This window comes from Planococcus sp. BI3 (assembly GCF_056680115.1).
Window position 1 is genome coordinate 125,939 of sequence record NZ_CM155266.1, and the last position, 19,750, is coordinate 145,688.

Genomic DNA, 19,750 nt, shown 5'->3' on the forward strand with positions numbered 1-19,750 from the left:
AGTGAAATGACAAAAACGACTGAAACAACAGGGTACAATGACCGGCTGGAACAAAAACTGGCGAAGATTTTTGCTGGGGGGCAGCAAAAATACCACGAAAAAATGAAAGAAAGCAATAAACTGTTTGTCCGTGACCGTTTGAAGTTATTATTCGATGACGAAAACTACGCGGAAGACGGGCGTTTTGCCAATGTCGAAGCGGAAGACCTTCCGGCAGATGGCGTTGTTACGGCCATTGGGAAAATTAACGGAGAAACGGTCTGCGTCATGGCCAACGATTCAACGGTCAAAGCTGGTTCATGGGGATCCCGTACCGTTGAGAAAATTATCCGAATTCAGGAGACAGCAGAAAAAATGCAGGTGCCAATGTTGTATCTGGTGGATTCTGCCGGAGCCCGGATCACAGATCAGCTGGATATGTTCCCCAACCGCCGCGGTGCAGGGAAGATTTTCCATAACCAGGTAAGGATGTCTGGAATGGTGCCGCAGATCTGCTTGTTGTTCGGTCCATCCGCTGCAGGGGGCGCTTATATTCCTGCTTTCTGTGACATCGTCATCATGGTGGAAGGCAATGCCTCGATGTACCTTGGTTCGCCGCGCATGGCGGAAAAAGTCATCGGAGAGAAAGTCACGCTTGAAGAAATGGGCGGTGCGCGCATGCACTGCACCGTCAGCGGGGTTGGTGATGTATTGGTTGCAACGGAAGAAGAAGCGATTTCTGAAGCGCGCCGCTATTTGACGAATTTTCCAGCCAACTTTGCCATTAAGCCTGAAAAGATTGAAGCCAAAGCGGCAAAAGCAGGGCGTTCGTTGGAAGCGATCATTCCGGAAAACCAGAATGCGCCTTTTGATATGTATGAACTGATTGATCAATTGGTCGACGAAGGCAGCTTTTTTGATATTAAAAAGCTGTTCGCCGGGGAATTGATTACAGGAATTGCACGCATCGACGGCCAGGTGGTCGGTATTCTTGCCAACCAGCCGAAAGTTAAAGGCGGCGTCCTGTTCGGTGATTCAGCTGATAAAGGCGCGAAGTTCATTAATCTTTGCGACGCCTTCTCGATTCCGTTGCTGTTCCTTGCCGACGTACCGGGCTTTATGATCGGCACGAAAGTGGAACGTGCGGGCATTATCCGCCACGGCGCGAAGTTTATTGCCGCCATGAGTTCGGCGACAGTGCCGAAGATCTCTGTTATAGTCCGCAAGGCTTATGGAGCGGGTCTTTACGCAATGGCGGGCCCGGCATTTGAGCCGGATGTCTGCATCGCTTTGCCGACTGCGCAAATCGCGGTGATGGGTCCGGAAGCGGCAGTCAATGCCGTGTATTCGAACAAAATCGAAGCGATTGAAGATCCGAAAGAACGTCTTCAGTACGTGCAGCAAAAACATCAGGAATACAAAGAAGAAATCGATATTTACCGTCTGGCATCCGAATTGATTGTGGATGAAATTGTGGCGCCCCATCAATTGCGTGGAGTGCTTTCGCAGCGCCTATCTTTTTATGAAACAAAAGATTTGCCGTTGCCATATCGAAAACATCCGATTTATCCTGTATAATAAAAACTATTATTGGAAGTCTGCCTAATATGGGCAGGCTTCTTTTTTAAGAAAAATTGTGGCACTGTAAGGAGTGATTCCGTGAACTATGCAATTATCGGAGCTGGAGCGAGTGGACTGCTGCCAGCCTATTTATTGAAAAAAGCAGGCCATGATGTGCAGGTGATTGCGCAGCATGAAGAACAAGCTGCATCCATTAACGAGCAGGGAATCATACATGGTGAAAACCGCCAGCAGATGAAAGCCTACACGGATGTTGAACAGATCGATCCGGATGCTTTTATCATTCTGACGGTGAATTACGAAGACCAGCCGCCGATTTTAAGGCTTCTGAAGATCCGCTGTCCAAGCAATAAGATCATTTTTCTTCAGCAGGGCATGTTGTTTCTGGAAAAAGCGAGAACCTTATCGCATCGACATATTGCAGCAGCCGTTCTCGAAACGGATTGCGTCAAGCTGAGCGATACCGAAATCAGCTTCAAACGGGCTGCGCGCCTTACATTCGGCTTAGTGAAAGGGAATGCGGAAGAATTCCAGCCGCTTCTTGAAACGGCTGCCTGGCAGAGCAAGTGGGTAGAAGATATCGAAGCATCGCTTTTTGAACACCTGCTGTTAAGCAGCCTGATCGACCCGTTGACGGCAATAATGAAAATAAGCAACGGCGAACTGATCACCAATCCACATGCCTATGAATTGTTCAGAAATCTATACAGTGAACTTTACCTGGCCTTCCCTGAAATCGAGCGGCTGCAGCCGATTGAAAAGGTGGCAACATTATGCGCCGCAGAGCCTGAGAGAGTGTCAGCGATGCTTGCGGATCGTCTTGCAGGGGATCCGATGGAGATTGAAGGATTGTTGCTGTATGTATTAAACCGTTCGAAACTGGAATTGCCTTTATTTAAGGCTTTCTATCATCTTTTGAAAACTGTTGAGGTAGAAAAATGACGTTATTACATACAATCGGAATTGTTTTCCTCTATATTCCTTTTCTCCTTTTTGCTTTTATTTATTTTATTTCTCTGAGAAGAAAAAAACGGAAAGCGCTTGGTATGGCATCTGATGCCACCACCCTTTTACTGTTCTTCTCCGTGCCGGCTTCCGTTGAATTCTTATGGGGTTATTCAATTTCGGCAGTAATTTATTTTGTTGCACTTGTTTTGGCAATCATTTTTTTAGTCATTGAATGGAGAACGGCCAAAGAGATCGAGATCATTCCATTTTTCCGGAAACTGTGGAGAACCTATTTTTTGCTGTTAGCCTCCGTGTATGCCCTAGTTTGGCTGGTTGGCCTTGTGATTGTTATCATAAAATCATTTTGACAGGCGTATTTTTTTTCTTTAAGTGATGCATTTGATATAGTAGATTCTAATGTAAAGGGAAAAGGGGACTTTTTTTCATGAAGGTAGAGGAACAATACGTAGAACCAGCCAGTAAATTGATGAGTGACTATGTGAATGGCAGACCGGCAATCCGCACTTATTTTTCATACGATCCGCAGACGCAGTCATTTGATGAACGGTTGAAGAAACTTCAAAACCATTCTGTCGACCGCCAAAAATTGGCAGGCATTATGCGTGAGTATATGGGACATAATGGATTGTCGGAAGCAGCAGAACAAAATTTAGGTGATTTCGAAGAAGGTGCGCCGGTGGTCATAACAGGCCAGCAGGCGGGTATCTTAACGGGTCCCCTCTATACGGTACATAAAGCCATTTCGGTGATTGTTTTGGCAAAACAGGCCTCGGAGCAGTTGCATACCAAAGTAGTGCCGGTTTTTTGGGTTGCCGGTGAAGACCATGATTTCGCTGAAATCAGCCATCTATACCGGGAAATAAATGGGCGAGTGGACAAATTGAATATTCCCCATGCTGAATATGGCAAGCACTCGGCTTCTTCCGCACAACTCAATAAACTGAAAATCGCTCTTTTTTTGGAAGAGTATTTCCGCAGCCTGCCAGAAACTGAGCATTCTAAAGAAATCCATGATCTGGCTTTCGGTCTGCTGGAGAAATCTGTTTCCTACACTGATTTTTTCACTTTGCTGCTTCATTATTTTTTCCAGGAAGAAGGCTTGCTGTATATTGATGCAGCAGATGGAGAATTCCGCAAATACGAATCTCCTTATTTCGTGGAAATGATTGAACATGCGGGTGAAATTGCAAAAACCGTGACTGCTGCCGAACAGGCACTTGTGAAGGATGGCTATAGTGCGGTCATTGGAGCAGAAGAAAATGCCGCCAACCTGTTTCTTACTGTGAAAAATGAGCGTTTGCTGTTAGAGCGGCAAAATGAAGAGTTTGTGGCAAACAATGGCGCTATCCGCTACACAAAACAGCAGCTTCTGGACATTGCCGAAAAGAACCCGGAACTCTTGAGCAATAATGTGGTGACGCGCCCTTTGATGCAGGAAATGGTGTTTCCGGTACTGGCATTTGTTGGTGGCCCCGGAGAGATCGCCTACTGGGCAGCATTGAAAGGTGCTTTCGAGCTGTTTGAGATGGAGTTGCCGGTCATCATGCCGAGGCTAAGCCTGACCCTTGTAAACCGGCACACGCAGCGTTTGCTGGATAAATACGAATTAGACTTCTCAGCCGTTGTCAACGACCGCAAAATCCCGGTGATGAGGAACGAATTGATGGAGTCGATCCGTGAGCAGGAAGCTGAGGCGCTGATAGACGAACTGCAGGAACAAATGGAACAGGCATATAAGGGGATCAATCAGCATTTTACTTCCATCAGCAAAGGATTGACGCCGCTGGTTGAAAAGAATCTGCAGCTGCATACCAAACAATTAACCTTCCTGAAGAACAAGCTGCAGGATGAAGTCATGCTGCAAAACAGCATTGAGTTTGGCCATCTTTCTTCCATCGAAAATGAACTGCTGCCGAATGGCGGTTTTCAGGAACGAATTTATAGCCCGTTCATCTATATGAACCAGTACGGAATGGGACTAGTAAAAGAGCTCCTGGCACTGCCGTTGAATTATGACAAAAATCATAAGATTATTTATATTTAACCGGAAAAGTCTGCATATGCAGGCTTTTTTTATGTCAAAATAACTTGTTGAGATATTTTACTGTAACAAACATGAAATATTTCAAAAACAAGTGGTGACAAGTGGGGGATTGTGGTACATTTATTACAATAAGTGGGGTGAAGGGTATGTTCATGGGCGAATATCAACATAGCGTTGATGCGAAGGGACGGTTAATCGTTCCGGCTAAGTTTCGTGAACAGCTGGGAGACAATTTTGTCATCACCAGAGGCCTGGATCATTGTTTATTTGGCTACACGATGGACGAATGGCAGAAAATTGAAGAAAAGCTGAAAGAGCTGCCGGTCACTAAAAAAGACGCTCGTGCTTTTACACGCTTCTTTTTTTCAGGCGCCACGGAAGTGGAACTTGATAAGCAGGGACGCGTCAATATACCGACGACATTAATTTCTTATGCGAAACTTGAAAAAGAATGCATCATCTTGGGTGTGTCCAACCGTTTTGAAATATGGGCAAAAGATTCATGGGAAAGCTATTTTGCAGCATCCGAAGATTCCTTTAATGAAATCGCGGAAAATTTAACTGATTTTGACTTTTAGAAGTGAACGGGGGGAATGGATTGTTCAATCACACCACGGTTTTACTGCATGAAACTGTCGATGGTCTGAACGTTCGCCCTGACGGCATATATGTTGATTGTACGCTGGGCGGAGCAGGGCACAGCGAATATTTGGTTCAGCAATTATCTGACCAAGGTCATTTATATTGTTTCGATCAAGACGCGACGGCAATAGCTCATGCAAAAGAAAAACTGCAAGATTACTTACATAGAATTACGTTTATCCATGCCAACTTTAAATTTTTAAAAGAAGAACTGGAAAAGCGTGGAGTGGAAAAAGTTGATGGTATTTTATATGACCTCGGCGTTTCTTCTCCGCAATTGGATACTCCGGAACGGGGCTTCAGCTACCATAATGATGCTCCTCTGGATATGCGGATGGACCAAAGCGCCGAATTGAGCGCATATCATGTTGTCAACGAATGGTCTTTTGAAGATTTGGTGAGAATTTTCCACCGTTACGGCGAAGAAAAATTCTCTAAACAGATTGTACGCAAAATCGAAGCTGAAAGAGAAAAGCAACCGATCGAAACAACCGGCCAATTGGTCGAATGCATCAAAGATGGCATTCCTGCTTTTGCCCGACGAAAAGGAGGCCATCCTGCAAAGCGTGTATTCCAAGCGATTCGAATTGCGGTCAATGACGAGCTTGGTGCTGCAGAAACTTCTCTGCAGGATGCAATAGATCTATTGGCTATCGGTGGAAGAATTAGTGTCATCACCTTCCATTCACTCGAAGACCGGCTTTGCAAAGCAATCTTTAAAGAAGCTTCGTCGCTGCCTGAATTGCCGCCGAATTTCCCGGTAATTCCTGAAGGAATGAAGCCAATCTTGAAATTGATTACACGAAAACCAATCCTGCCTTCAGAAGAAGAGCTCGCACATAACAATCGGTCAAGGTCCGCCAAGCTGCGGATTGCAGAAAAAATAAACGAGTAAGGACGTGTTCAGATGGCGTTGAATGCAAGAACTGAAACTTATATCCAACAGCCGGCCGTTCCTCAAAATCCGAGTCGACAGCCGGTAAGAAAAAAAAGCTTAATCACAAAAGGTGAGAAAATACTGTATTTAACTTTTGTAACAGTTTGTATCATGTGCGCATTGCTGGTTCTGCAGAATCAATCGACGATTCAGGCATCTACCCAGGAAATCCAAACAATTGAACAATCAGTCAATGAAAAAACGAAGCAAAATACAGATTTGTCTGTACAAGTAAGTGAGCTGTCTTCATATGAGCGCATTTGGTCAAAAGCAAAAGAACTTGGCCTAAAATTAAATGAGCAAAATGTAAAGGTAGTGCCTGGACAATGAAAAAAAAGTTTCGATTTCAAGGAGGAGCCTTTCTGCTGTTTTTGTTATTTGCAGGGCTCTTTTTCCTTTTATTGACTAGAATTGTGATGATACAAGCAACGGGAGAAGTGGAAGGGCAGGAACTCGCTGCCAAAGCTGCAGCAAAATACAGTCAGGAAGAAGTCCTGACTGCTGAACGCGGACGAATCATTGATCGCAACGGCGAAGTGATTGCTGAGGACACACTGACCTATAAACTGGTGGCAGTACTTGATGAATCAGCCACCCATAAGGCCAGTGATCCACGGCATGTAGTGGATATCGAAGAAACTGCTGAGAAATTGGCGGGTTATTTGAATGCTTCTGAAGAAAGCATCCTGGAGAAACTGAAGGTGGGCAAAGAAAAAGACCGCTATCAGGTGGAATTCGGTTCGGCTGGCCGTGAAATCAGCCATACGCAGATGCTGGAAATGAAAGAAGCCGAAATTCCGGGCTTATTATTTGTTCGGGATTTAAAGCGATTATATCCAAACGGTGTCTTTGCATCTCATCTGATCGGTTATGCCATGAAAGAAGAGCTGGAAGACGGCGAAACGAAAACGACTGGAAGAATGGGTCTTGAATCCATCCACAATGATGTATTGACTGGCCAAAACGGCAAAATGGAGTTTGACACCGATAAATGGGGATTCTTATTGCCGAATAGTGAATCTGCAGTTACCCCCGCTGTCGACGGCTCGGATGTCCAACTGACTTTAGACAAAACCTTACAGAATTTTTTGGAAGATGCCATGACTGGTGTCCAGGAAGAATACGATCCGACACGGATGATCGCCGTGATTGCTGATCCGAAAACTGGTGAAATTTTGGCGATGTCCCAACGTCCGACATTCAACCCGAATACACGGGAAGGGTTGTCCGACAATTGGTTGAATGAAAGCATTGAATTGACAATTGAACCTGGATCTCCGATGAAGATCTTTACACTGGCGGCAGCAATCGAAGAAGGCAAATGGGATCCGAATGCTACCTATAATTCTGGAACCTATACCTTGCTGGACAGTACAATCGGCGACCATAACAGCGGGCGTGGATGGGGAACCATCTCGTTTCTGGAAGGTTTCCAACGCTCCTCCAACGTTTCAATGGCCTATTTATTGGAACGCTTAGGTGCAGATACATTCATGACCTATGTCGATGCTTTTGGATTCGGCGAGCAGACAGGAATAGATTTGCCGAAAGAGGCATCGGGTACCATACTCGATCAATACCCGATCAATAAATTGACGACGGCATATGGCCAAGGGTCGACTGTAACACCGATTCAAATGATTCAGGCGGCATCTGCGATTGCAAATGGCGGTGTCATGATGAAGCCATATGTCATCGATCAAATCAAGAATACCGACACTGGAAAAGTTACTGTAGAAAGTGAGCCCGAAGAGGCAGGACAGCCTATTTCAGCTGAAACTGCTGAAAAAGTTAGAGAGCTCATGGCTTCAACTGTCACTTCCGAAGTAGGCTCGGCGCAAGGATTTGCGCTGCAGGATTATACAATTGCCGGAAAGACCGGAACTGCTCAAGTTCCGAAAGAAGGCGGCGGTTACCTGACAGGAAGAAATAATTACTTGTTCTCCTTCCTGGGGATGGCTCCTGCCGACGATCCGGAACTGCTCATCTATATTGGCGTCCAGCAGCCTAATGTGCCGGCTGACGAATATGGTTCTGTGCCGGTTGCGAAAATCTTTACTTCCGTTATGGAAAATAGTTTGAAGTATTTGAACATCGAACCGGAAAATATGGCTGAAGCAACAACCATGCCCGTCGGTGATTATGTGGGGCAAACGGTCACAGAAGCTTCTGAAGCCTTAGGTGAATTGGGTCTCGAAGTCGTCGTTGCAGGAGACACGGATAAAGTGATTTCCCAATATCCAGCAGCCGGAAATACCGTGTTGGAAAGTGGGCGAGTTGTCTTGAAAACAGCGGGAAAAACAAGCTTGCCTGACTTTACAGGGTGGTCTAAACGGGAATTGCTGGCCTATCAATCCTTGAGTGGCTTAAAACTTGAGATTGCCGGACAGGGATATGTTTTGACGCAAAGTATTGCCGAAGGGGAAATAGTAACGGATAATGAGCCTGTGGTAATTGAGCTTCATCCTCCTGAAATCTACTATCCTGCCCGGGCCGAAGCCGAAGCAGTTGAAGAAGGGGACGAAGCGGAAGAAGATCAGGGCGCATTGGAAGAATCCGATGCTGGAAACAATGAAGAAGCAATAGAAATAGACCCTGAACCACAAACAGAACCACAAACAGAACCACAAACAGAACTAGAAACAGAACCACAAACAGAACCACAAACAGAACTAGAAACAGAATCACAAACAGAAGCAGAACCACAAATAGAATCAGAAGAAACAACCGAGTAATCTCGTGTTTAAAGGAGCTCAATAAATGAACGCTTATATAGTAATGGGTCTTGGAATTGCTTTACTCTTAACAGTTGTACTGATGCCGATTTTCATACCGTTGTTGAAACGGATGAAATTCGGCCAAAGCATTCGCGAAGAAGGACCCCAATCACATATGAAAAAAACAGGTACCCCCACTATGGGCGGACTGGTTTTCTTAATTTCCATCATCATCACTGTCTTATTGGTTGCCTGGTTTGCTGATCTTTTGACCGCTAAAGTACTGATTTTATTGCTGGTGCTTTTCGGATATGGAATGATCGGATTTCTGGATGACTTCATCAAAGTTGTCGTCAAGCGTAATCTGGGATTGACATCCCTGCAGAAACTGCTTGCTCAAATCGTTATAGCGGTCATTTCGTTCTTTGTCCTGAGCAGCATTGATTTTGAAACGGGAGTCAACATTCCGTTTACAGATATTTCCATCGAGTTGTCATGGCTGTATGTATTCTTTATTGTATTTTGGCTGGTTGGATTTTCCAATGCGGTCAATTTAACAGATGGACTTGACGGCTTGGTAGCTGGAACGGCATCCATCGCATTTGCTGCATTTGGTGCACTTGCGATCCATCAGGATGAAATCGGTATTGCAATATTTACTTTTTCCGTTACAGGCGGTTTGCTCGGATTTTTGATCTTCAATAAATATCCTGCAAAAGTCTTTATGGGCGATACGGGTTCACTGGCGTTAGGTGGAGCACTCGCGATGGTTTCAATCCTTTTGAAACAGGAGTTATTGCTGTTGCTGATCGGACTGGTATTTGTTATAGAGACAGCTTCGGTTATTTTGCAGGTGGGCAGTTTTAAACTGCGCCAAAAACGAATTTTTAAAATGAGCCCAATTCATCATCATTTCGAATTGAGCGGTTGGTCAGAATGGAAAGTAGTACTCGTATTCTGGTCAGTCGGTCTTATCAGTGCGGCAATCGCAGTCTTTTTGGAGGTAATGTAAATGAAAGAGGCTCCACAATTATATCAAAAGAAAATCCTGGTTCTCGGATTGGCAAAAAGCGGTTTTACAGCTGCCCGCATCCTGCACAAACTGGGTGCATTTGTAACTGTCAACGATTCCAAGCCGTTTGAAGCGAATCCGGAAGCACAGGAATTATTAAACATGGGTGTTACTGTGATTTGCGGCAGACATCCTGAAGACTTGTTGGAGGAAGGCTTTGAGCTGGTCGTAAAAAACCCGGGTATTCCTTATAGCAATATATTGATTGAATCAGCTATCGAAAAAAACATTCCAGTATGGACTGAAATTGAATTGGCTTATTTGATCAGTGAAGCGCCATTTATCGGAATCACCGGTTCAAACGGAAAAACAACAACAACTACGTTATTGTTCCATATGCTCAACCAGGACAATAAAAATCCGTTGATTGCCGGGAATATCGGTACCGTAGCAAGTGGAGTGGCTGAAAAAGCGAAAGCGAAAAATGTCATCGTCACTGAACTGTCTTCGTTCCAGCTTAAAGGCACCGTGTCTTTCCGGCCGGAAATTGCGATCATTACGAATTTATATGAGGCGCATTTGGATTATCATGGAACGATTGAAGACTATCGGGCTTCTAAAATGAAACTTACTGAAAATCAAACAGCACAAGATTATTTTATCTACAACGCTGATCAGCCATTATTGGTTGAACATGCAAAGAACTGTAATGCTCAGTTGGTGCCTTTTACATTACAAGGGCGTACCGCGACCAGCATCAGTGCAGATGATGAATTTGTTTATTGGCAGGGCGAAAAACTGATTGAACGTTCAAAAATCATGCTCGCTGGCCAGCACAACCTGGAAAATATCTTAGCGGCCACGGCAGCGACTTTGCTTTGTGGCGGAACCAAAGAAACCATTATACGTGTGCTGACTTCATTTACAGGCGTAAAGCACCGTTCTCAATTTATTGTGGAATGGCAGGGGCGTAGATTCTACAACGATTCAAAAGCCACCAATGCCTTGGCAACGAAAAGTGCATTGGAAGCTTTTCCGGAAAACATCATTTTACTGGCCGGCGGTTTAGAGCGCAATCATTCTCTGGAGGAAATTCGGCCATTTATGGATCGTGTCAAAGTACTGGTTACATTTGGAGAGACTGCACAACGATTTACGGCATTTGCAGAAACCTGTGGTGTATCGAAAATTATTCAGGCAGGAAAAATGGACGATGCAGTCGAGAAAGCGATCAAACAGTCTGTGAGTGGAGATACGATTCTGCTATCTCCTGCCTGCGCAAGCTGGGATCAATACGATAGTTTTGAAATTCGGGGAGATGCTTTCATCACCGCAGTCCAGCAGATGACGGAAGCGAATGAATAAAAGATAAGGGGCAGCAATTATGGACAAAGTGATTGACATCGAAGAACGCATCCCGACGCTACGTGAGCGCCGGAAAAAAAGGACCAATCGCAAGTTCGTGGCGCTGCTGTTCATTTTTCTCACTTTGCTTGCCGTACTCCTATACAGCCAGTCGAAGTACAGTGAAATCCAGACCATCACTATCGAAGGCGCTGTTCTTTTCGACCAGGAAAGCTACCAGGCAGGAAGTGGATTAACCATCGGCGATTCGATGTGGTCCTTTGATGCAGGTGATATAGCGCAACAACTGGAAGAGTTGGAATGGGTGGAAGAAGCATCTGTCAAAAAAAATTGGTTGACCGGCGTTGAAATTAATTTGAAGGAATACATTAAAATGGGCTACTTGGACCGAGGCAACAGCTACCAAATTGTTCTGTCGAATAGCCTCGCTCTGGATCAGCCGGTTGCTGATGTGGACGGTCCGATCTACTCGAATTTTGAAGACGAGAAGAAACGTGGAAAATTGATCGATCAATTAACTGAAATAGATCCTGAAGTTCTTCAATTGGTTTCTCAAGTTATTCTGGATCCTGAGCAGGAAGACGCGGATTTTGTGACCCTATACATGAATGACGGAAATGAAATACGTGGAATCTTAAGTACTTTAGCTGAGAAAATGAATTATTACCCATCTGTCATCGCTCAATTGGAAGATGGCCAAAAAGGGGTAATCGATATGGAAGTGGGTATTTTCTTCCGCTCTTATGCAGATGTCTATGGCTTTGCGAAGGAAGGTGCCGAAGATGAAACCACCGAAGAAGAAGAATAACCGCAAGAGCTTCAGTAAATCGATCGTGTTTTCACTGGTCTTTCTGGTACTGGGGTTTATCATGGCCTATTCCTATAGCTTATCGAGCGCCAACAAAGAAACAGAAGGATTTACAGGCGGCGCATTTTTTGAACAGGAAGAACAGTATCGGAAAGAACTCATTGATCAGCAGGAGCGCAATAAAGACCTGCGGGGTGAGTTGCAGGAAAAGCAAAGCGAAGTTCAGGAATATGAAAAATCATTTGCCGATGGAGAAAACCGTTATACAGAATATGCGACGGAAGCTGAAGAACTGCGGAGATATCTCGGGCTTGTGCCAGTAGAGGGAAGCGGTTTGAAAGTGACGCTGCAGGACGGGGATTATAACCCAAACTCGGTCAACCCGAACGATTACATTGTTCACGAAAGCCATGTTTTCCAAGTGATCAATGAATTGTATATTTCAGGCGCCCAAGCCATTTCGATCAACGGCCAGCGCATTCATGGAAATTCGTATATTGTCTGTACCGGGCCGGTTATAACTGTAGATGGTGTACAATATCCAGCTCCTTTTGTCATTGAAGCTATCGGCGAACCGGAAGTGTTGACATCTTCAATGGAATTGTCGGGTGGGGTCATGGATCAATTGTTGAATGATAACATTATCGTCACGTTGGATGAGGGGCAGATCATTGAAATGCCTGCCTTGCTGACAGAATCATGAGTAAAGGGGTAGTTGCATGAAAAAAAGGATTCTTACCCGATTTACGGTAATCATGTTTGTCATTGGCTTGATGACAGCCATCCAATATAATACGATCAATGAACCTGATATCCGCGATACACGGGATGCTTGGGAAATCAGGCAGGAATTGGCTAGGGAAAAGCAGCTGCACTCTCAATTGTTGTCGGAAATCAGTTCCCTTGATGAGACCTTGGACAAGTATGGAGCAACTGCGGATGCCAGCCCGGAACAGGCTTTACGTGAAACCGCCGGCAAACTGAGAACAGCTGCAGGTTTAATGGAGACAACAGGATCCGGAATTGAAATTTTTGTCGAACCTTCCTTGGAAGCGGTGGCGATGGGACTGGAAATTGAAGGGATCTCACCGGATCTGCTTATCCGGCTGGTCAACGAAATCAATCGTTACAACGGTCTGTATGTATCCATTGATGGAAAACGGATTATCAACACGACAGCCATCCGGGATATAAATGGAGAAACGACCGTCAATACGCAAGCGGTGGAAACGCCGCCGTTCTCCATAAAAATTATTTCTGAATCGATGGATGACTCAGAAAAGCTCTACAATCATTTATTGGCATCCCGTATTCTGGATGATTTTTACATCGATAATTTGACGTTGACGGTTTCAGAGCCACAAGACGATCTGGTCATTGAAGCATATGATGGTGTCATCGACACCAATTATTTACAGGCATCAGAGGGGGAATAGCGATGTGGCTGTCCATTTTAGGTTTAATACTCGGTATATCGCTTGGGCTCTTGACAGACATTCAAATCCCTCCAGAATATGCCAATTATCTATCGATAGCCGTATTGGCGTCACTTGATACACTTTTCGGAGGAATCCGGGCTCATTTGCAGCAAGTCTACGACGATAAAGTATTTGTCTCCGGCTTTTTCTTCAACATCGCGTTGGCGGCCGGCCTTGCTTTTCTTGGTGTCCATCTAGGAGTCGATTTATACTTGGCTGCAATTTTCGCGTTCGGTGTGCGGCTATTCCAGAACATTGCGGTTATTCGCCGCATCATTTTGGCGAAATGGGCTGAAAAGAAAGAAGTTAGAGAGACTATTTGAACAATTGAAGGAAATTGTTCGAAGTTTTGCGATTTTCTTAGACAAGGTGCATAATTTACAATAGAATATAAGTACAGCAGTTTAATAAGGAGGTGCCACGAATTGAGTCAATCAGAATTATACGTTAGTCTAGATATCGGTTCGTCATCCGTTAAAGTTTTAATCGGGGAAATGGCCAACAAGTCGCTGAATGTAATCGGCGTCGGAAATGTGAAATCTAATGGGATTAAAAAAGGTGCGATTGTTGACATAGATGCAACGGTGCAGTCCATTAAAAAAGCGGTCGATCAAGCAGAGCGTATGATAGGCAAATCAATCCATGAAGTTGTGCTGGGAATTCCAGCGAACAAAGCGGTGCTGCAGCCTGTTAAGGGAATTGTAGCAGTGAACAGTGAAAATCGGGAAATTACCGACGATGATCTGGATCGTGTATTGGAAGCGGCTCAAGTCATGTCGATTCCACCAGAACGGGAATTGGTCAACATAATTCCTGAACAGTATGTGGTTGATCATTTAGGTGAAATTAAAGATCCGCGGGGCATGATTGGTATCCGCCTCGAAATGGATGGTACAATGGTGACAACTTCTAAAACAATTCTGCACAATGTACTCCGCTGTGTGGAAAGAGCAGGGCTTGAAATCCGTGATATCTACGTACAGCCACTTGCTGCAGGAAGTTACGCATTGACTGAAGATGAGAAAAATCATGGCACAGCATGTATCGATATCGGTGGAGGTTCTACTTCCATTGCCATCTTCCAAGACGGCCACTTGACCGCTTCTTCTGTTATACCAGTTGGAGGCGACCACGTTACAAAAGATTTGTCCATCATTTTAAAGACACCGACAGATCAAGCTGAAAAAATCAAACTTGAACATGGCCATGCATTTTATGAAGATGCTTCAGAAGATGAAGTCTTTGAAGTTCCTGTCATAGGATCGGATTCAACAGAACAATATAACCAAAAATACATATCTGAAATAATCGGGGTTCGCCTGGAAGAACTTTTCGAACTGATTTTAGATGAGTTTTACCGTCTGGGTGTCCAAGACCTGCCAGGAGGAGTCGTTTTAACCGGTGGTATGGCTAAATTGGACGGACTCCCTGAACTTGCACGAAACATCCTGCAGACGCGTGTTCGACTATTCACACCAGAATTTATCGGCGTCCGTGAACCTCAATACACGACAGCAGTCGGCCTTATTCAATATGCGTATATGGAAGATGTCTTCTATGGCCGTGTTGGAAATGGTGGAGCTGTTTCAGGAACTGCTAAAGTTGAACACCAGGAAGTACAGCAACCTAAGAAACAAAAACAGCCAAAACAAAATTCTGAAGGTGTCGTAACTAGAGCCAAAAAGATGTTTGATCGATTCTTTGAATAAAATCAACATTGTATCTAGCTTGCAACTATAAAAGCTAAGCAATTTTAGGAGGAAAAAGAATGTTGGAATTTGATACAAATATTGACGCACTAGCCGTAATTAAAGTTATCGGTGTAGGCGGCGGCGGAAATAATGCTGTTAACCGCATGATCGAGCACGGAGTCCAAGGTGTAGAATTTATTGCTGTAAACACAGATGCACAGGCTTTAAACTTGTCCAAAGCAGAAGTACGCCTTCAAATTGGCGGAAAATTGACGCGCGGACTTGGTGCCGGAGCTAACCCTGACGTAGGGAAAAAAGCAGCAGAAGAAAGCAAAGAACAAATCGAAGAAGCCTTGCGCGGAGCGGATATGGTTTTCGTTACAGCAGGAATGGGTGGCGGTACCGGAACAGGTGCAGCACCGGTTATAGCTGGAATCGCTAAAGAACTTGGCGCTTTGACTGTAGGAGTAGTTACACGTCCTTTCACATTCGAAGGCCGCAAACGTTCGACGCAAGCAATCGGCGGCATTTCTTCAATGAAAGAATCTGTTGATACATTGATCGTTATTCCAAATGACCGTTTGCTTGAAATCGTTGATAAAAACACACCAATGCTTGAAGCATTCCGCGAAGCTGACAATGTTCTTCGCCAGGGTGTATCCGGTATTTCCGACTTGATCGCCGTTCCTGGATTGATCAACTTGGATTTTGCCGATGTAAAAACAATCATGTCCAATAAAGGTTCTGCATTGATGGGCATCGGAGTTTCTTCAGGAGAAAACCGCGCTTCAGAAGCTGCTAAAAAAGCTGTTTCAAGCCCATTGCTGGAAGTTTCTGTTGATGGAGCAAAAGGTGTTCTGATGAATATTACAGGCGGTTCAAACCTAAGCCTTTATGAAGTTCAAGAAGCAGCGGATATCGTAGCTTCAGCTTCTGATGAAGAAGTAAATATGATTTTCGGTTCTGTTATCAATGATAACCTGAAGGACGAAATCATCGTGACAGTTATTGCTACCGGCTTTAATGAAGAACAGCTTCAGCCAAGAACGCCTAAAGGCTCTGGATTGAATTCAAGCCGCGTGCAGTCGATTCAACAACAGGCTCCAACACCTTCAATCCGTGATGCGCGTCGTGAAGATCAGCGCCGCGATGAGCAGCGCCGTGAAGAACAGCCCCCTTATTACAATCAGGAACCACAAAGACAGGAAAAACATAGCGACGATGCATTGGACATCCCAACGTTTTTACGCAATCGTCAAAAGAGACGTTAATCCGAACAGCTGCCGGTTGGGCAGCTGTTTTTTTTTCGGAAAAGGGCTCGATTGATAAATTAGCCAAAACTTGATACAATATATTGGACTTCTATAGAAAAGTTGTGAATACATGAAACCCATTAAACCGGTATTTGAAGAAATCACCGAGCAGTTGAATGCTGTGAAGGATAATATACAAGTGATCGCTGTCACCAAACAAGTTGGCGTGGAGCGTACGAAAGAAGCAATCCAGGCAGGAATTCGCCATTTGGGTGAAAACCGTCCAGAAGGATTGGCGCAGAAACTCGAAGCGATTGATGAGGATGTATCCTGGCATTATATCGGCAATCTGCAAACCAGAAAAGTAAAAGACGTCATCAATGAAATTGATTATTTGCATTCATTGGACCGTTTAAGCTTGGCGAAAGAAATTCAAAAACGTGCAAATCGGCAAGTGAAATGTTTTGTTCAGGTGAATGTGTCCGGTGAAGAGTCAAAAAGCGGGATTGCGGCTGACGAAACAATTGATTTCATCAAATCGCTGGAGGCTTATGACAAAATCCAGGTAGTCGGATTGATGACGATGGCACCGAATACAACAGATGAACGCGTTATCCGTGAAGCGTTTAAAGGATTAAAATTACTCCAACTCCAAGTGTCAGAGAAAAACTGGACACATGCACCATGCACAGAGTGCTCTATGGGCATGTCCAATGATTACTTGATCGCTGCTCAGGAAGGGGCAAGTTTTGTCCGGATTGGAACAGCGTTAGTCGGGTCGGAAAGTGAGGCAAAGCGATGAGCATGAAAAACAAATTCAAAAACTTCTTTTATTTGGATGAATACGAAGAAGAACAAGTACGGGAACAGCCCGCAACACAACAAAAGCCAGCTCCCAGGTATGAGAAACCGGCTGCAGCAATACAAGAGCCGAAAAAATCACCGAAAGAACGGCGCCAGAAAGTGGAGGAGACCATTGTGCCTAATTTAGTCAGTTTACAAAGTGCTGCAAAATCTTCGAAAGTCAGCTTGGCAGAACCTAGAGTTTATGCAGAAGCGCAGGATATTGCAGAAAGCCTGAAAAGCAAACAGGCTGTAGTTGTAAATCTTCAACGCATTGAAAAAGATCAGGGTCTTCGGATCATCGACTTTTTGAGTGGGACAGTGTATGCCCTTGGCGGAGATATTCAACGCATTGGAACTGACATCTTCCTTTGTGTACCAGACACTGTAGAAGTGGATGGCGCCATTTCAGATTATTATTACGATGATCAACAATAAGAGGGGTGCCATAAAATAATATGATAGTTCTTGTAAACTTATTGCTTTCGGCCATTAACATCTATTTCTATATCTTGATTGTCAGTGTCTTTATGAGCTGGGTGCCGAGCATTAAAGAATCCAGCTTTGGCCAAATGATTTCAAAGATTACGGATCCGTATCTGGATATTTTCAGACGTTTCATCCCGCCGATCGGCATGATAGATATCTCTCCGATTGTGGCGATTTTTACATTAAGCTTAGCAAGCCAGGGGATTGTTGTTCTGGCTGGTTACCTCATTTAACTCAAAACCTCACGTGATGTGAGGTTTTTTTCTTGAACAACTGATCACACGTGAAGGAGCATCCCTATGGAAGAGATATTTCAGCATTTTAGAAAAGAAGAACAGCAATTTATCGAGCAAGTGTCAGGCTGGCTGCGGGAAGTGGAAGACCGCTATTCACCCAAGCTGACTGATTTTTTAGATCCCCGGCAGCGATTCATCGTGGAAGCGGTGATGGGCTCGAGTGATGTGAAAATGATGTCTTCGGGAGGATTCAAAGACGCGGAACGTCAGCGAGTCTTGCTGTATCCATCTTATTTTGAGCCGCAGCAAGAGGATTTCAACATTACCGTTTTTGAATTGAAATACCCATCGAAGTTTGTCAATCTGCGCCATCCGGATATTCTGGGATCTTTGATGTCGCTTGGACTGGACCGCAGCAAGTTCGGGGATATCCGAATCGACAATGAGCGGGTTCAACTGGCTGTCATGAATGAAATCAGCCCTTATCTGCAAAGCAATTTTGTCAGTGCGGCAAAGGTGAAAGTTCAATTGAACGAAGTGGCAGCAGCAGAAGAAATGATCGAGACCAGCGAAGAGTGGACAGAAGAATCGTATACGGTCAGTTCGATGAGGCTGGATACGGTTATGAGTTCGGTCTATAATATTTCCCGGCAGAAAGCATCCGCATTGATTCATGGAGGCAAAGTGAAAGTCAACTGGACCCTGCAGGAACAGCCGTCGTTTGAGCTGCACGAATCGGATATGATTTCATCAAGAGGCTATGGCCGTGTGCGGTTGATCATGATCGAAGGGCGAACCAAAAAGGACAAAGTCCGGCTGCAGATCGGCCGCCTGGAAGCGAAAAAGTAGGCGGCTAGGAAAAAATACGAAATAATACTGAAATTTCGAGTCATGAACTGTATAATAGGAAGATAAGATGACACTTTAAGGAGAGGTTTACTCAATGCCATTATCCCCGTTAGATATACATAACAAAGAATTCAGCCGAGCATTCCGAGGATATCAGGAAGATGAAGTAAATGAATTCCTGGAACAGATTATGAGAGATTATGAAATCCTGCTAAAAGACAAGTCAACGCTTGAAGAACGGTTAAAAACCACTGATGAGCGTGTTGGCCATTTCAATACAATAGAATCAACCCTGCAGAAATCGATTTTTGTGGCACAGGAAGCTTCGGAAGAAGTTCGCCGCAATTCGCAGAAAGAAGCAGAATTGATCATCAAGGAAGCTGAGAAAAATGCAGACCGCATCGTCAATGAATCATTGACCAAAGCACGCCGCATTGCAACAGAAATCGAAGAGTTGAAAAAGCAATCACGCATCTTTAAGAACCGCTTTAAAATGTTGGTCGAGGCCCAATTGGATTTAATCGAAACAGATGATTGGGAGACGCTTTTGGAATACGACATCGATACTCAGAATTTGGAGAAGATCGAGAAGGACAAAGAAGAGTCGAACTCTTGACTCTGAGACTTTCTGCTTCTATAATTACGACATACAAAAAAACGCGCTGATAGAGACAGTACGCCATGAAGGACGGTAAAGCGAACCAGGGGCAGTGGGAGCCTGGTACGGACGCATGGACGAAAATCACTCTTGAGCAGAATTGGTGAACGACAGTATCCAATTCCGTCTACGCCACGTTACGGTGATCGAGTGGCAGCTATCTAGCTGCAACAAGGGTGGTACCGCGAGTCTAAGCTTC

21 protein-coding genes and 1 other annotated feature (1 of these 22 only partly in view) are annotated in these 19,750 nt (G+C 44.6%); all 21 genes read left to right on the forward strand.

Annotated features, from left to right (window positions below; translation table 11 throughout):
- The first annotated feature begins 6 nt into the window (after window positions 1-6).
- The 21 genes from AC1MEO_RS00635 (at window position 7) to AC1MEO_RS00735 (ending at window position 19,509) form a co-directional block, all read left to right on the forward strand.
- Window positions 7-1,557, forward strand: coding sequence for an acyl-CoA carboxylase subunit beta (locus AC1MEO_RS00635; protein WP_480333717.1), 1,551 nt, complete (start codon window positions 7-9; stop codon window positions 1,555-1,557).
- A gap of 81 nt (window positions 1,558-1,638) precedes the next feature.
- Entirely contained in the window at window positions 1,639-2,502 is an 864-nt protein-coding gene (locus tag AC1MEO_RS00640) for a ketopantoate reductase family protein (protein ID WP_480333718.1), read from the forward strand.
- Window positions 2,499-2,876, forward strand: coding sequence for a DUF3397 family protein (locus AC1MEO_RS00645; RefSeq protein WP_480333719.1), 378 nt, complete (start codon window positions 2,499-2,501; stop codon window positions 2,874-2,876). Before AC1MEO_RS00640 ends, AC1MEO_RS00645 begins: the two co-directional genes overlap by 4 nt.
- Window positions 2,877-2,953: 77 nt before the next feature.
- The gene (bshC, locus tag AC1MEO_RS00650; protein ID WP_480333720.1) at window positions 2,954-4,573 is read left to right on the forward strand and encodes a bacillithiol biosynthesis cysteine-adding enzyme BshC; all 1,620 of its coding nucleotides are present in this window, start codon (window positions 2,954-2,956) and stop codon (window positions 4,571-4,573) included.
- 146 nt (window positions 4,574-4,719) lie between these two features.
- The gene (gene mraZ / locus AC1MEO_RS00655) at window positions 4,720-5,151 is read left to right on the forward strand and encodes a division/cell wall cluster transcriptional repressor MraZ (protein WP_480333721.1); all 432 of its coding nucleotides are present in this window, start codon (window positions 4,720-4,722) and stop codon (window positions 5,149-5,151) included.
- A gap of 20 nt (window positions 5,152-5,171) precedes the next feature.
- Window positions 5,172-6,110, forward strand: a complete 939-nt coding sequence (rsmH, locus tag AC1MEO_RS00660) for a 16S rRNA (cytosine(1402)-N(4))-methyltransferase RsmH (protein WP_480333722.1) — start codon at window positions 5,172-5,174, stop codon at window positions 6,108-6,110.
- A 12-nt stretch (window positions 6,111-6,122) separates the two neighbouring features.
- Window positions 6,123-6,482 carry a cell division protein FtsL gene (gene ftsL / locus AC1MEO_RS00665; RefSeq protein ID WP_480333723.1) on the forward strand — a complete coding sequence of 120 codons (360 nt, stop codon included), beginning with the start codon at window positions 6,123-6,125 and terminating at the stop codon, window positions 6,480-6,482.
- On the forward strand, window positions 6,479-8,887 hold the full coding sequence (locus AC1MEO_RS00670) for a penicillin-binding transpeptidase domain-containing protein (RefSeq protein WP_480333724.1): 2,409 nt from the start codon (window positions 6,479-6,481) through the stop codon (window positions 8,885-8,887). The genes ftsL and AC1MEO_RS00670 overlap by 4 nt, the downstream gene beginning before the upstream one ends.
- Window positions 8,888-8,912: 25 nt before the next feature.
- Entirely contained in the window at window positions 8,913-9,881 is a 969-nt protein-coding gene (gene mraY / locus AC1MEO_RS00675; protein WP_480333725.1) for a phospho-N-acetylmuramoyl-pentapeptide-transferase, read from the forward strand.
- Window positions 9,882-11,246, forward strand: a complete 1,365-nt coding sequence (gene murD, locus AC1MEO_RS00680) for a UDP-N-acetylmuramoyl-L-alanine--D-glutamate ligase (protein WP_480333726.1) — start codon at window positions 9,882-9,884, stop codon at window positions 11,244-11,246.
- Window positions 11,247-11,265: 19 nt separating this feature from the next.
- Window positions 11,266-12,054: a cell division protein FtsQ/DivIB gene (locus AC1MEO_RS00685; protein WP_480333727.1), complete on the forward strand. Its 789-nt coding sequence runs from the start codon at window positions 11,266-11,268 to the stop codon at window positions 12,052-12,054.
- Entirely contained in the window at window positions 12,029-12,757 is a 729-nt protein-coding gene (locus AC1MEO_RS00690; protein ID WP_480333728.1) for a DUF881 domain-containing protein, read from the forward strand. Before AC1MEO_RS00685 ends, AC1MEO_RS00690 begins: the two co-directional genes overlap by 26 nt.
- A 16-nt stretch (window positions 12,758-12,773) precedes the next feature.
- On the forward strand, window positions 12,774-13,490 hold the full coding sequence (locus AC1MEO_RS00695; RefSeq protein WP_480333729.1) for a DUF881 domain-containing protein: 717 nt from the start codon (window positions 12,774-12,776) through the stop codon (window positions 13,488-13,490).
- A 2-nt stretch (window positions 13,491-13,492) separates the two neighbouring features.
- Window positions 13,493-13,855 (forward strand): small basic family protein, encoded by a 363-nt coding sequence (locus AC1MEO_RS00700; RefSeq protein ID WP_146556527.1) that lies wholly within the window; start codon window positions 13,493-13,495, stop codon window positions 13,853-13,855.
- A gap of 102 nt (window positions 13,856-13,957) precedes the next feature.
- Window positions 13,958-15,241 carry a cell division protein FtsA gene (ftsA, locus tag AC1MEO_RS00705; protein ID WP_480333730.1) on the forward strand — a complete coding sequence of 428 codons (1,284 nt, stop codon included), beginning with the start codon at window positions 13,958-13,960 and terminating at the stop codon, window positions 15,239-15,241.
- Between the two features lie 59 nt (window positions 15,242-15,300).
- Window positions 15,301-16,494: a cell division protein FtsZ gene (gene ftsZ, locus AC1MEO_RS00710; protein WP_480333731.1), complete on the forward strand. Its 1,194-nt coding sequence runs from the start codon at window positions 15,301-15,303 to the stop codon at window positions 16,492-16,494.
- Window positions 16,495-16,606: 112 nt separating this feature from the next.
- Entirely contained in the window at window positions 16,607-17,278 is a 672-nt protein-coding gene (locus AC1MEO_RS00715; protein ID WP_480333732.1) for a YggS family pyridoxal phosphate-dependent enzyme, read from the forward strand.
- The gene (locus tag AC1MEO_RS00720) at window positions 17,275-17,757 is read left to right on the forward strand and encodes a cell division protein SepF (RefSeq protein WP_480333733.1); all 483 of its coding nucleotides are present in this window, start codon (window positions 17,275-17,277) and stop codon (window positions 17,755-17,757) included. Before AC1MEO_RS00715 ends, AC1MEO_RS00720 begins: the two co-directional genes overlap by 4 nt.
- A 20-nt stretch (window positions 17,758-17,777) precedes the next feature.
- Window positions 17,778-18,041 carry a YggT family protein gene (locus AC1MEO_RS00725; RefSeq protein ID WP_142826624.1) on the forward strand — a complete coding sequence of 88 codons (264 nt, stop codon included), beginning with the start codon at window positions 17,778-17,780 and terminating at the stop codon, window positions 18,039-18,041.
- A gap of 66 nt (window positions 18,042-18,107) precedes the next feature.
- Entirely contained in the window at window positions 18,108-18,893 is a 786-nt protein-coding gene (locus AC1MEO_RS00730; protein WP_480333734.1) for a YlmH family RNA-binding protein, read from the forward strand.
- Window positions 18,894-18,987: 94 nt separating this feature from the next.
- Window positions 18,988-19,509 (forward strand): DivIVA domain-containing protein, encoded by a 522-nt coding sequence (locus AC1MEO_RS00735; protein WP_215099898.1) that lies wholly within the window; start codon window positions 18,988-18,990, stop codon window positions 19,507-19,509.
- 37 nt (window positions 19,510-19,546) lie between these two features.
- Window positions 19,547-19,750, forward strand: a binding site (T-box leader); it runs 11 nt beyond the window's last position.